Source organism: Stenotrophomonas sp. Steno-Z10-BAI (genome assembly GCF_056393115.1).
This window is the reverse complement of the sequence record NZ_JBWJOZ010000006.1, coordinates 256,662-269,049: the sequence shown is the minus strand read 5'-3', so window position 1 is coordinate 269,049 and position 12,388 is coordinate 256,662. Positions and strand designations below refer to the sequence as shown.

General features: G+C 63.9%; 12 protein-coding genes. 5 read left to right on the top strand and 7 right to left on the bottom strand.

What is annotated here, in order from left to right:
- Window positions 1-811 precede the first annotated feature (811 nt).
- Both AC06E9_RS15780 and AC06E9_RS15775 read right to left on the bottom strand, forming a co-directional pair.
- A complete protein-coding gene (locus AC06E9_RS15780) occupies window positions 812-2,029 on the bottom strand; it encodes a type II toxin-antitoxin system HipA family toxin (protein ID WP_172407554.1) in 1,218 nt (405 codons plus the stop codon).
- Window positions 2,029-2,415 carry a helix-turn-helix domain-containing protein gene (locus AC06E9_RS15775; RefSeq protein WP_172407555.1) on the bottom strand — a complete coding sequence of 129 codons (387 nt, stop codon included), beginning with the start codon at window positions 2,413-2,415 and terminating at the stop codon, window positions 2,029-2,031. The genes AC06E9_RS15780 and AC06E9_RS15775 overlap by 1 nt, the downstream gene beginning before the upstream one ends.
- A gap of 752 nt (window positions 2,416-3,167) precedes the next feature.
- Between AC06E9_RS15775 and AC06E9_RS15770 the strand changes: the two genes are divergently transcribed.
- The 5 genes from AC06E9_RS15770 to AC06E9_RS15750 all read left to right on the top strand — a co-directional run bounded on the left by AC06E9_RS15770 (window position 3,168) and on the right by AC06E9_RS15750 (window position 7,644).
- The gene (locus AC06E9_RS15770; RefSeq protein WP_478056384.1) at window positions 3,168-3,461 is read left to right on the top strand and encodes a hypothetical protein; all 294 of its coding nucleotides are present in this window, start codon (window positions 3,168-3,170) and stop codon (window positions 3,459-3,461) included.
- A 235-nt stretch (window positions 3,462-3,696) separates the two neighbouring features.
- On the top strand, window positions 3,697-4,599 hold the full coding sequence (locus AC06E9_RS15765) for a hydroxypyruvate isomerase family protein (protein WP_478056383.1): 903 nt from the start codon (window positions 3,697-3,699) through the stop codon (window positions 4,597-4,599).
- 26 nt (window positions 4,600-4,625) lie between these two features.
- Window positions 4,626-6,311, top strand: a complete 1,686-nt coding sequence (locus AC06E9_RS15760) for a GMC oxidoreductase (protein WP_478056382.1) — start codon at window positions 4,626-4,628, stop codon at window positions 6,309-6,311.
- A complete protein-coding gene (locus AC06E9_RS15755) occupies window positions 6,311-6,886 on the top strand; it encodes a gluconate 2-dehydrogenase subunit 3 family protein (protein WP_478056381.1) in 576 nt (191 codons plus the stop codon). The genes AC06E9_RS15760 and AC06E9_RS15755 overlap by 1 nt, the downstream gene beginning before the upstream one ends.
- A 14-nt stretch (window positions 6,887-6,900) precedes the next feature.
- Window positions 6,901-7,644, top strand: a complete 744-nt coding sequence (locus tag AC06E9_RS15750) for a 3-keto-disaccharide hydrolase (protein ID WP_478056380.1) — start codon at window positions 6,901-6,903, stop codon at window positions 7,642-7,644.
- 30 nt (window positions 7,645-7,674) lie between these two features.
- Here AC06E9_RS15750 and AC06E9_RS15745 read toward each other — a convergent pair whose 3' ends face one another.
- The 5 genes from AC06E9_RS15745 to AC06E9_RS15725 are packed head-to-tail and all read right to left on the bottom strand — an operon-like array spanning window position 7,675 to window position 12,306.
- Window positions 7,675-7,971 (bottom strand): c-type cytochrome, encoded by a 297-nt coding sequence (locus AC06E9_RS15745; RefSeq protein WP_428999472.1) that lies wholly within the window; start codon window positions 7,969-7,971, stop codon window positions 7,675-7,677.
- A gap of 18 nt (window positions 7,972-7,989) precedes the next feature.
- The gene (locus AC06E9_RS15740; protein ID WP_478056379.1) at window positions 7,990-8,853 is read right to left on the bottom strand and encodes a sugar phosphate isomerase/epimerase family protein; all 864 of its coding nucleotides are present in this window, start codon (window positions 8,851-8,853) and stop codon (window positions 7,990-7,992) included.
- 19 nt (window positions 8,854-8,872) lie between these two features.
- On the bottom strand, window positions 8,873-9,997 hold the full coding sequence (locus tag AC06E9_RS15735) for a Gfo/Idh/MocA family protein (RefSeq protein WP_478056378.1): 1,125 nt from the start codon (window positions 9,995-9,997) through the stop codon (window positions 8,873-8,875).
- A gap of 12 nt (window positions 9,998-10,009) precedes the next feature.
- The gene (locus tag AC06E9_RS15730; protein WP_478056377.1) at window positions 10,010-11,227 is read right to left on the bottom strand and encodes a nucleoside permease; all 1,218 of its coding nucleotides are present in this window, start codon (window positions 11,225-11,227) and stop codon (window positions 10,010-10,012) included.
- A 26-nt stretch (window positions 11,228-11,253) separates the two neighbouring features.
- Complete coding sequence (locus AC06E9_RS15725; protein ID WP_478056376.1) at window positions 11,254-12,306, bottom strand: sugar phosphate isomerase/epimerase family protein; 1,053 nt, start codon at window positions 12,304-12,306, stop codon at window positions 11,254-11,256.
- Between the last annotated feature and the right edge of the window lie 82 nt (window positions 12,307-12,388).

The following is a 12,388-nucleotide window of genomic DNA, read 5'->3' as shown; positions in this document are numbered from 1 at the left end:
TTGCACAGTCAGTACTCAGTGTATGCTCTCGGTGTTTGAGTTGCTTGTCTGCTTGTCTGAACCGCCCGAGCCGCGGTAGGCAGGCGCTGTCCGTCTGAGTGCCCGATTTTGGCTGAAGGCCGATATCGGCGGTCAGTGGCTCTGATTGCCAAGCGCCGCGGGATAATGGACAGCCCTCCCAGAAAGGGGGCGTTGAGCCGGGGCCACAGGATGCGGCCTCAGATGGCCGCGCGGCGTGGATCGCGCAGGGCAATATCAATCGAGTAGCACATTCTTCCAAGCGTTTTAAAACAGGTGCCCTGCTCATGTCTACGCACGCTGACTCCTGGGATTTGGCAACTGCATTACGAGATATGTCCGCCGATCTTGCGAAACACGTACACGCTTCAACTCTCCCGGCGTCCAAGGAGCTGGACAGCTGGCTGGACTACATCAACAAGGCGGCCCGCGTGTATTGGGCGCTTGAGAGCGCCTGCGAAGATCTGATTGAAGACGGCGCTACGGAGGCTAGAGTTCAGGCGCTCAAAGAGGCCTTGACCCGCGCTCAGGGGCAAAGTGAGTATTGGCCTAGAAAGGATCGATGGTAGATCGCGCTGGGCTGTGGATGTCTCTAGACAGCATCTGAGAGTTGATCAGGTAGCGGGTGCTCGGAGTTTTTCCAGCTGCCGCGGCAGCGGAAAGCGCACTGCATGGCTCCTCCGTCTGCCGCACTCCGTTTAGTAGCAGGCCCTCATACACAAATGGACCTGCACCGGCATAGTGTCAGCGTTGTAATTGGAACTAGGCCAATCGTTGCCGGCCAGTGGGTGGTCTACGAGTCGAGCAAGCACGGGGGGTGCCCGGTCACCAATTTTTCGAACCGCGCTAGCGAAGGTTCGAAGCATTGTCGTAACCCTGGGACCTGGTCAATTCGATCGCTTTCGGTGTACATGACCACATGCATAGCCTCCACCAGCCGGGCGATCCGAGCGAGCGGGTCGACAACCTTGCAGCTATTCTTCCCAAAATCTTCCAAATCCACCCTTGCTGCCAACAGACCCTTCTGGTGATTCAAGGTCAGCGCTAACACATCACTGGGAAGGTAGCAGGTGGTACAGACGATATCGTAGGCCGGCGACATTTTCACGGTGTCCTGTGCAGGATTCTCGTAGGTCACGCCGAAGTTCTTCAGGTGCGCATCACCGTTACCGACCAATACTGACAGTGCGACTTGGTCGAATAGCTGCGCCAACGCCGCCCGCCGATGCTCCACCGAGCAGTAGGCATTGAGTATCTGGGCAACCTGCTCATAGCTGAGGCTGTACTTCCAGCTTGCGTTGAGTCCCGCAAGGACCGCAATGTCCTCAAAGCCTATTGGTGCCCCTGCCTGCGTGCGATCAAATCGCCGCATGACAAATCGTTTATTGTCTGCTGAAAGGAAAAAATCCGGTACCGGAATACCAGCTTCCTTGGCGATGGACATGCATAGGTATTCGTTGATGGCCAAACCGGGGAAGTGGGCGCCTTCGGTCTTGACGATGAGTTCTCGTGTGGGCAGAAGTGCCTTTCCGAATACTGCCCCTGATTGCTCTGGGACCAGAAGCTTCGGCTGCATGCCAGAGACGCCTGACCGCATCAGGTAGGCGTCGGTCAGTTCTTGGAACAAATCGCCTGTTCCTTGGTCTGCCAGCAACTGAGAAAGTTCAATGCCCATCGCCGCACCGGGGGTGAACTCAGGGCTTGTGACAAAGACACGGCCAATGCCAGCTTCACCACCCGCCATCGCCAAAAGGAGCATGGGATCAAGCGTGGATGTCTTCCCAAACCGACGCTGAAGCATCTCCAGCATATGGCCCTCCGGAAGGTTCATTTGGAAGATGGACATGAGTTCGTTGTCTTCATACGGCTCCATGCGTACGGGCATACCCAACGAGACAGCGGAGGGGGGTAGGGCACTTGGCGCGTAGTTGAAGGCGTAGTAGCCCACGTAGTCCAACTGCCCCGATAGACCCTGGGGCGTGGACACCGTCATGCTTGTGCGCTTGACCATCATTTGCTCCCTATCGGCTGGCCCGGCTCGGTCTTGCCACTAGCGGTCACGCGCCGCCGACGGGGACCTTGCACGGCACTGTCTGCGGCCACCTTCTTCCCAGGCGCGTGATGTCCGTACATGGCATGAGGTGGCGCCAGCCCGAGCAGCGACCGCAGTTCTACCGTGGTGGGCTTGGAGGCAGGCACTACGCTTAGTTCGCCGCCCATGCTTTCCAACACCGCCACCACGGTACCGAGCGCGATCCCGGCTGCACCCTTCTCCAGCTCGATGATCGTTTTTCGGTTCACGCTGGCGGCGGCAGCTAAGGCCGATTGGCTTAGGCCACGCTGGACGCGCATGCTCCGGATCTGGTGAGCAAGGCGGAGGAGGATGACATCTTTCATGTCCGTTATTATACACATGATTGACCAGGTGTCCGTAAAAACGGTCAGGTCAAGGTCCGTAATACGTCACAACGAATACGAAATGTCCAATATAATGGACATTTCGTATCTTTGTGTGACAAGACGGGCTCAATGATGCCACGGCGGCAAGGTTCACCTCGCGCGATCTGAGCTCCCTGGAGCTCTAGCCCCAATTTGGCGCCGCGGGACGCCTCCTGCGTGTGCCTCTTCGGATCCAGTCAGCGATCCAGGGCGAGCTCCTCCAGTGTTCTGACATGAGTCTAGTTACATTCAACGCGCGGACGTGCGGAGTCTGTTCCGGTAGCGACTGGCAGTCGAGGCACCAGCCCAACCTGCCGGACTATCGCGCGGGTGGTTGAGCGTTCAACAGCTCTGAGCGGCTCATACGCTTTGTATAGGTGGCTCCTAATGATTGGAGCAATTTTGTTGCGTTTGAAGCCGCGGTGGGGCCGCCAAGGGATGATTCGTGACAAAAGGGTATAGCCAGTTGTGGTGTTTATTTATCTAAGCCAATGATTTCAAAGGGGTAAATGGTGTCTTTCCGGAGCATTGGTGGATAGACCCCTTTTGATTTCTGATTTTTACGGGTGTAAATAGAACCCCAGCAAGCCACTGTGCTTGCTGGGGTTTTTCTTTTCTGCACGGGACGTTCTGGTTCCTGCTGGTCTGGCGCCGGTCTTCGATCTCTGGTCGTGGCACGATGGGTCACAACTCAAGGGAGGAGTGACGGCATGCGACTGACGGACCAGGAACTCAAGCACGTGCTCAATGTCGACTGGGGAATGCGGTTCTGGCGCTGGTTCCGCTGGGTGCTGCTGGTCATCCTGGCAGTGGCCGCGACCGGTGGTTACACCGGCCTGATGAAGCAGGCACCCAATGCGTGGCTGATCGCCGGCGCTGTCTATCTGCTGGTCGCCTGGCCGGGGCTCTGCCGCGCGTATGTCTATCGCTCGCTGCGGCGCATGATCGAGGCCGATCCGGAGGCCCGCGAGCAGTTGCGCCAGGCAATGCATCGCCGGGGATGAGCGCATGCTTGCTGGGCGGCGGCGCTGTCCTGCCGCAGCCCGGTGAACGCGACTACGTGGCACGCCGCCCTCCCATCGCACGAACGCGGCGAGAGGCATCACGCGCGTTGTGCCCCGCAGCATGCGTTTTCGTGCACCGCGTCTTGCAAAAAAATCAGTTCCTCCTCTATGGTGCAATCGATTGCATTGCAGCGGATCGTCAGCGTTTGATACCGGTTGGGAGGCCGGAAGACGGATGTCCATCCATTCGATCAGACCGGCGCCGGTATCGGGGCCGGGGCTCACGCGGCGCGATGCACTGCGCCTGGCGGCCGCCGCGAGCCTTGGTTTGGGTGCTGCGGGCGTGCTGCCGGCGTTTGCCGCGGCCGCGCCGCTCAGGGGCAACCTGAAGCACTCCGTCGCCCGCTGGACCTTTCCGCAGCAGTCGGTCGCGCAACTGTGCAGGACGGTGAAGGACATCGGGTTCGCTGCCATCGATCTGGTCGGCCCGGAGGACTGGCCCACGCTGAAGGCCCATGGCGTGGACAGCTCGATGTGCAACGGTGCGGAGCTGGGCCTGACCAAGGGCTTTGCCGGCCGCGAGTTCCACGACCAACTGGTGGAGCGCTACACGCGGCACATCGATCTGGTCGCCGATGCCGGCTACCGCAACCTCATCTGCTTCTCCGGCAATCGCAACGGCATGGACCCCGAGGAAGGCATGGCCCATGCCGAAGCGGGGCTCAAGCGCATCCTCCGGCACGCCGAGAAACGCAACGTCGTGCTGGTGATGGAGCTGCTGAACTCCAGGGTCGATCATCCCGACTACCTGTGCGACACCTCCGCATGGGGCGTGGCGCTGTGCCAGCGGCTCGGCTCGGACCATTTCGGCCTGCTCTACGACATCTATCACATGCAGATCATGGAAGGCGACATCATCGCCACCATCGGCAGGGATCACGCCTGTTTCAAGCATTACCACACGGCGGGCGTGCCGGGCCGGCACGAGATCGGGGACCAGCAGGAACTCAATTACCCCGCCATCTGTCGCGCGATCCGCGACACCGGTTTCGACGGATATCTGGCGCAGGAATTCATGCCTGCGGCACCGGATCCCGTCGGCTCGCTGCGCGAGGCGATCCGCCTCTGCGACGTCTGAAACGATATCCACCAGGTGAGAGATCCATGGCAGACAATCATTACGACGCGATCGTCGTTGGCTCGGGAATCAGTGGCGGTTGGGCGGCCAAGGAACTGACCGAGAAGGGCCTCAAGGTCCTGATGCTGGAACGCGGGCGCAACATCGAACACGTGAAGGACTACGTCAATGCGATGAAGGAACCGTGGGACTTCCCGCACCGCAACCGACCAACCCAGGCGATGAAGGCCGCCTTCCCGGTGCTGATGCGCGACTACGCGCTGGCCGAGAATCTCCAGGGCATGTGGGCCGACGAACAGGAATCGCCCTACATCGAGACCAAGCGCTTCGACTGGTTCCGCGGCTACCACGTCGGCGGGCGTTCGCTGATGTGGGGCCGGCAGAGCTATCGCTTCTCCGACCTGGATTTTGAGGCGAACCTCAAGGACGGCATCGCCACCGACTGGCCGATCCGGTACGCCGACATCGCACCCTGGTACGACCATGTGGAGAAGTTCGCCGGCATCGCCGGCACCCGCGAAGGTCTGGATGTGCTGCCGGACGGCCAGTTCCTGCCGCCGATTCCGCTCAATATCGTCGAGAAGGACGTGGCCGCGCGGATCAGGAAGGCCTTCGGCGGAACCCGGCACATGATCCACTCGCGCACCGCCAACATCACCCAGCCATTGCCCGAGCAGGGTCGGGTCAACTGCCAGTACCGCAACAAGTGCATTCTTGGCTGTCCCTTCGGTGCGTACTTTTCGACACAGGCGGCGACGCTGCCGGCGGCCATGAAGACGGGCAACCTGACGTTGCGGCCGTTCTCGATCGTCAAGGAAGTGCTCTACGACAAGGACCGCAAGCGTGCGCGCGGGGTGGAGGTCATCGATGCCGAGACGGGGCAGACCTATGAGTACACGGCCAAGGTCATCTTCCTCAATGCGTCCTCCTTCAACTCCACCTGGCTGCTGATGAACTCCGCCACCGATGTGTGGGATGGCGGGCTGGGCGCATCGTCGGGCGAGCTGGGCCACAACGTGATGGACCATCATTTCGGTGCGGGCGCCTCGGGCCGGGTCGAGGGCTATGAGGACAAGTACTACTTCGGCCGTCGTCCCTGCGGCTTCTACATTCCCCGCTTCCGCAACGTGGCTGCGGACAAGCGCCGCTACCTGCGTGGCTTCGGCTACCAGGGCGGTGCCAGCCGCACGGGATGGTCGCGCGAGATCGCCGAGCTGAACATCGGTGCCGACCTGAAGGAGGCGCTGACCGTGCCCGGTGACTGGCGCATCGGCATGACCGGCTTCGGCGAAATGCTGCCGCACCACGACAACACGATCCGCCTGGACGGCGACCGCAAGGACAAGTGGGGACTGCCGGTGCTGGCGATGGATGTCTCCATGCGCGCCAACGAACTGGCCATGCGCAAGGACATGGCCGCCGATGCTGCCGAGATGCTCGAGGCCGCGGGGGTCAAAGAGGTGGAGATGCATGACAATGACTACGCGCCAGGCAAGGGCATCCACGAAATGGGGACCGCGCGCATGGGCCGTGACCGCAGGACGTCCGTGCTGAACCAGCACAACCAGGTCTGGGATGCGCCCAACGTCTATGTGACCGACGGTGCCTGCATGACGTCCAGCGCGTGCGTGAATCCTTCGCTGACCTACATGGCGCTGACGGCGCGGGCCGCCGACCATGCCGCACGCGAACTGAAAGCGGGGAATCTCTGATGGATCGTCGCGAACTGCTGAAGATGATCGTCGCCGCCACCGGTGCGGCCATGATCGGTCTGCCCGCGCTCGGTCAGGCACAGCCCCCGGCCGCGACGGCGAAAGCCCTGTTCTCCGATGCCGATGTCGGCACGCTGGACGAGATCGCCGAGACCATCCTGCCGCGGACGACAACGCCGGGGGCGAAAGACGCAGGCGCCGGTGCGTTCATGGCGACGTTCGTCAGCGACTGCTACACCGCCCGGCAGCAGGCGACGTTCCGCGCCGGCCTGGCCGATATCGACAAACGCGCGGGCGGCCGCTTCGTTTCACTTGCGCCGCAGGCCCGCACCGAACTGCTGCGCGCGCTGGATGCTGAGGCCAGGAAACACGCGGTCGAGGTCACCGCGACCGGTACCGCCGAGGAAGGAGAGCCGATGCCGCATTACTTCACGATGTTCAAGCAGCTGACCATCTTCGGTTTCTTCACCTCCAAGGTCGGCGCAACTGAAGTGCTGCGCTACGTCGCGGTGCCGGGGCGCTACGACGGCGACCTCGCCTATATCCCCGGTACGCCGGCGTGGGGGACCAGCTGATGGAGCGCAACAGAATGATCACGCCTGTGCTGATCGCCGCCGCCGTGCTGGTTGCCGCACCCGCGCTCGCGCAGGCCGGTGCCGATCCCGCGCACGATCCGGCGAAGACCGAGGTATGGACGCCCGTGCCTGCAACGGTGACCACCCCGCCGGGAAAGGCGCCGTCCGACGCCATCGTGCTGTTCGATGGCAAGGACGTCTCGGCCTGGGAGTCGGAGCAGGGCGGACGCGTGCCCTGGCGCGTCGCCGATGGCGCGCTCACGGTGGTTCCGGGCAGCAAGGGCATCCGTACCCGGCAGCGCTTCTGCGACGTCCAGCTGCATGTCGAGTGGCGCACGCCCGTCGAAACCACGGGTTTCGATGGCCAGAACCGGGGCAACAGCGGCATCTTCCTGCAGGAACTGTATGAGCTGCAGGTGCTCGACAGCTACAACAACCCGACCTATGCCAATGGCCAGGCCGGCGCCATCTACAAGCAGGCCATGCCCTTGGTGAACGCCTCGCGCGCGCCGGGCGAGTGGCAGGCCTACGACATCCTCTGGAAGGCACCGCGCTTCTCAGTGGGCGGTGGGCTTGTATCGCCTGCGCGCATCACCGTCCTGCACAACGGCGTGCTGGTGCAGGACGACACCGTGCTGGCGGGCAAGACCGAGTACATCGGCGCGCCCTCGTATTCGCCCCATGCGTGCGCGCCGCTCTCCCTGCAGGAACATGATTCGAAGGTCAGCTACCGCAATATCTGGGTGCGCGAGCTGTAGTGGCACACGGCCGGCGTGGTCGCCGGCCGCTTATTTCGCCAGGTAACTGGCGAGATTGTCGATTTCCTGCTGCGACAGCTGGGAGAAGGGCGGCATCAAGCCGCCGCCCTTGCTGATCTTTTCCTTGATCTGCGCCGGCTGCAACCGCTTGGCGACATCGGTGAGTGCGGGGAACGTCGGCGGAATGCCGGCCCGATTCGCGCCGTGGCAGGCCGTGCAGTGCACGGCATAGAGTTGTGCGCCAGCGGCCGGGTCATCGTTGGACCACGCTGTGGGGGCCAGCACCGTGCCGAACAGCGTCAGGGCCAGCGTCAGGATCTTGTTCAAGTGCGGCTCCTTGGCGGGCTAGCGCGGTGCGCTGGCGGGCAACGTAGCGGTGAGGTGCTGGCGCAGGTAGTCCGCGCCCGTCTTGATGACCTTGGCCGGATCACGAGGTTGGTCGTGCTCGACGATGTACCACTGCACGCCCGCTGCCGCGGCGGCAGGCAGGATCGCGTTCCAGTCCAGCACGCCCTGGCCAACAGCGGCGAAGCCGCCCTCGTCTTCGGCCTGGCCTCTGGGTGCGTTGTCCTTGGCGTGTACCGCGAACACGTGGCCACGGAATTTGCCCAGCATCACCACCGGGTCATGGCCCGCACGGGCTACCCAGGCCAGGTCCAGCTCGGTCTGCAGGTCGGGGCCGGCCGCAGCGAACAGCAGTTCCAGGCCGGTTCTGCCGTTGAAGTCGACCAGCTCGAAGTCATGGTTGTGGTAAGCCAATCGCATCCCCTGGATGTTTGCCTCAGCCGCGATCCGGCCCAGTTCCTGGCCCAGTGCGGTCCAGCCAGCGGCATCGGTCGGCCGATCCTTCTCGTCCAGGTACGGCACCACCAGAGTGGTGTTTCCGATCGAGCGGTTGAAGGCCACCACCCCGGCCAGGTCGCTGCGCAGATCGGCCAGTTGCACGTGGGAGGAAATGGCCTTGATCGAATAGCGGTCCAGCAGGTGCTTGAGTTCGGCGGCGCTGACATTCTGGGTACCGACTGTCTCCACCGCGCCGACGCCCGCGTCATGCACGATCTTCAACTGCTGGTCGAGCGTGCCGGCGTCGCGCAGCGTGTACATCTGCACTGCGATGGGCTGCTGTGGACCGGCCGGGGCGCCTGCGAAGGCGGGCAGGGCAACGAGCAGCAGTGCGAGGGTGGTGGTCCTGCGTGTAGCGATGTTCATCAACACATCCTCCCGGGATTCAACCGATGGTGGTCCAGGCACGGGACCTGGCCGATGCAATCACGCGGTCGACGATCAACGCCGAACGCAGGCCGTCCTCGAAGGTGGGCAGGCCCTGTGGCCGCTCGCCGTCGATGGCGTGGTAGGTGTCGGCGACGAACGCCTCGAAGCAGTGGCCGTAGCCCTGCGCATGGCCGGGCGGCAACACCGACAGCCGGCGTTGTTCGGCACTGCCGGCACCTGGCCCACGCACGAAGGTTTCCTCGCGCTGGTCGGGTCGGCCGATCCACAGCCGTTCGGCGTCCTCCTGGTTGAACGCCACGCTGGCCCGGGCGCCGTCGATCTCGAACCAGAGGCGATTGTGGCGTCCGGCCGAGACCTGGCTGACCGTCAATGACGCCAGCGTGCCTGCGCCGGTCTTGAACATCGCCGCGGCCACATCTTCGCTGGATACGGCCTGCATCGCGCCGCCCGCCGCCGGCGGGGTGAAGCTCTGGCCGGTGAGGGCGCCGCGCTCGGCGAGCACGGTGGCGAATGCCGCACTGACGTCGACGAAGCGCTCGCCACTGGCCCATTCCACCAGGTCGCACCAGTGCGAGCCGATGTCGGCGAACACGCGCGACGCGCCGCCCAGCGCCGGGTCCACGCGCCAGTTGTTGCTGGCCGGGTCCAGCAGCCAGTCCTGCAGGTAGCTGCCGTGGATCAGGTGCAGCGGGCCCAGCTCGCCCTGCGCGATGCGTGCGCGCGCCTCGCGCACCACCGGGTGGTAGCGGTAGACGAACGGCACCGTGGCGACCAGCCCGGTCGAGGCGGCCAATGCGGCCAGCGCCTGGGCATCCTCCAGTGTGGTGGCCAGCGGTTTCTCGCAGATCACGTGCTTGCCCGCTTTCAGCGCCGTCTGCGCCATGGCGCGGTGCAGATGGTTTGGCGTGCAGACGTGCACCACGTGGACCTGCGGATCGGTGACCACCTCTTCGATGTCACGATAGGCGCGCGGGACATTCCATGCCTGCGCCACGTCGCGTGCGCGCTGCGGTGACGAGGCGGCCACGCCCCGGATTTCCGCTCCCGCCAGCAGCGCCGCGCGACGATGCACCGCGCCGATCATGCCGGTGCCGATGATGGCGATTCCAAGCGTTGGCATCGGGTGCGGTCCTCAGGGTGTGGAAGGGGCGGCCGCGACCGCCGGCCGGTCGCGGAACAGCAGCAGGAAGGCGATCAGCACGACCAGCGCGACGCCCGCCGGGAAGAGCCAGATCTGCTGCCAGTCCGGGCCAGCTGCCGTGGTGTAGTGCTCCACCACCGCGCCGGACAGGAACGTGCCGATCAACATGCCCACGCCGTACGTGGCCAGGGTGATGAACCCCTGCGCGCTGCTGCGCGCGGCGGGGCCGGCATGCGCATCGGTGTAGATCTGGCCGGTGACGAAGAAGAAGTCGTAGCAGATGCCGTGCAGCACGATGCCGATCACCAGCAGGGAGAAGCCGCTGCCTGCATCGCCGAAGGCGAACATCGCATAGCGCACTACCCACGCCGCCATGCCCAGCGCCAGCATCGTCTTCACTCCCAGCCGCACGAACAGGAACGGCATGGCCAGCATCAGCAGCACTTCGGAGACCTGGCCCAGCGATTGCAGGCCGGCCGCGCCGCGCACGCCCAGATCGTTGAGGTACGGGTTGGTGAAGTTGTAGTAGAACGCCAGCGGGATGCAGATGGCGATGGAGGCCAGGAAGAACACCAGGTAGGAGCGCGACTTCAGAAGCCGCAGCGAATCCAGCCCCAGGATCTGTCCCAGCCCGGCGTCGCGCTGTTGCGCCAGCGGCGGTGTGTGCGGCAGCGTGAACGCATACAGGCCGAGCGCCAGCGACGCCATCGCCGCCATCCGGAACGTCAGCTCGAGCCGATGCGCCTGTTCCCAGCCCAGCCAGCCGATCAGCACGCCCGCCACGATCCAGCCGACGCTGCCGGCCACCCGCACGAGCGGAAACTGCTTTTCCGGCGACTGCATGTGCCGCATCGCCACACTGTTGGCCAGCGCCAGCGTTGGCATGAACAGCAGCATGTACCCCATGACATAGACGGAGAAGGTGCTGAAGTCCGTCGCCGTGGATGCCAGCCACATCAGCGCCGCGCCAGCGAGGTGGAGTACCGCGAGGATGCGCTGCGCCGCGAAGTAGCGATCCGCGATCAGGCAGACCAGGAAGGGCGCGACGATGGCGCCGATCGATTGGCTGAGGAACGCCGTCGCGACCTGGCTCGCGCTGGCCTGCAACGGCCCCTGCACTAGGTAGGTCCCCAGGGTGACGAACCATGCCCCCCAGATGAAGAACTGCAGAAACATCATCGCGCCCAAGCGCGACATGGTGTGCGTCATGGCTTGCCCTCCCAGGCAGTGATGGCTCAGATCCCCAGCATGCGACGCAGTGATCCAGGATCGGTGCCGCTGTCGGCAAAGTCGTCGAAGGCGCGCCCGGTCACGCGGATGATGTGGTTGCGGATGAAGGCGGCCCCTTCGCGCGCGCCGTCTTCCGGGTGCTTCAGGCAGCACTCCCACTCCAGCACAGCCCAGCCGGGAAAGTCGTACTGCGCGAATTTCGAGAAGATCGCCTTGAAGTCGATCTGGCCGTCCCCGAGCGAGCGGAACCGCCCAGGACGATCGATCCAGTCCTGGTAACCGCCATACACGCCACTGCGCGCGCTGGCGTGATACTCCGCGTCCTTGACGTGGAAGATGCCGATGCGATCGTGGTAGCGGTCGATGAAACCCAGGTAGTCCATCTGCTGCAGCAGCAGGTGACTGGGGTCGTACAGGATCTTCGCGCGGGGATGGTGGTCCACCACCTTGAGAAAGCGCTCGAACGTTGCGCCGTCATGCAGGTCCTCGCCCGGGTGGATCTCGAAACACAGATCCACGCCGCAGGTGTCGAACGCATCCAGGATCGGACGCCAGCGGCGGCCGAGTTCGGCGAACGCTTCATCCACCAACCCGGGTGGGCGTTGCGGCCAGGGATAGAAGTAGGGCCAGGCCAGCGCGCCGGAGAACGTGGCGTGCGCGGTCAGCCCCAGGCGCTGGCTGGCCTTGGCGGCCAGCAGCAGCTGCTCCACCGCCCAGGCTTGGCGGGCCGCGGGATCACCGCGTTTGTCCGGTGGTGCGAATCCGTCGAACAGGCTGTCATAGGCCGGATGGACGGCAACCAGCTGCCCCTGCAGGTGGGTGGACAGTTCGGTGATCTGCAGGCCGTGTGCACCCAGCATGCCGGTCACATCGTCGCAATACGTCTGGCTGCGCGCAGCTTCGGCCAGATCGAACAGCGCCGGAGCGCTGGTAGGCACTTGTACGCCAGAATAGCCCAGCCCCGCGGCCCATCCGGCCAGCGTGTCCAGCCGATCGAACGGAGGTGTGTCGCCAATGAACTGCGCCAGGAACAGTGCTGGACCCTTGAGCGTTTTCAAGCGGATTCGCCCTCGATGCAATCGATTGCATTATCCTAGCAGGGGCATTCGAAAGAGCTGTTGTGCACTGCACAGCGGAAGG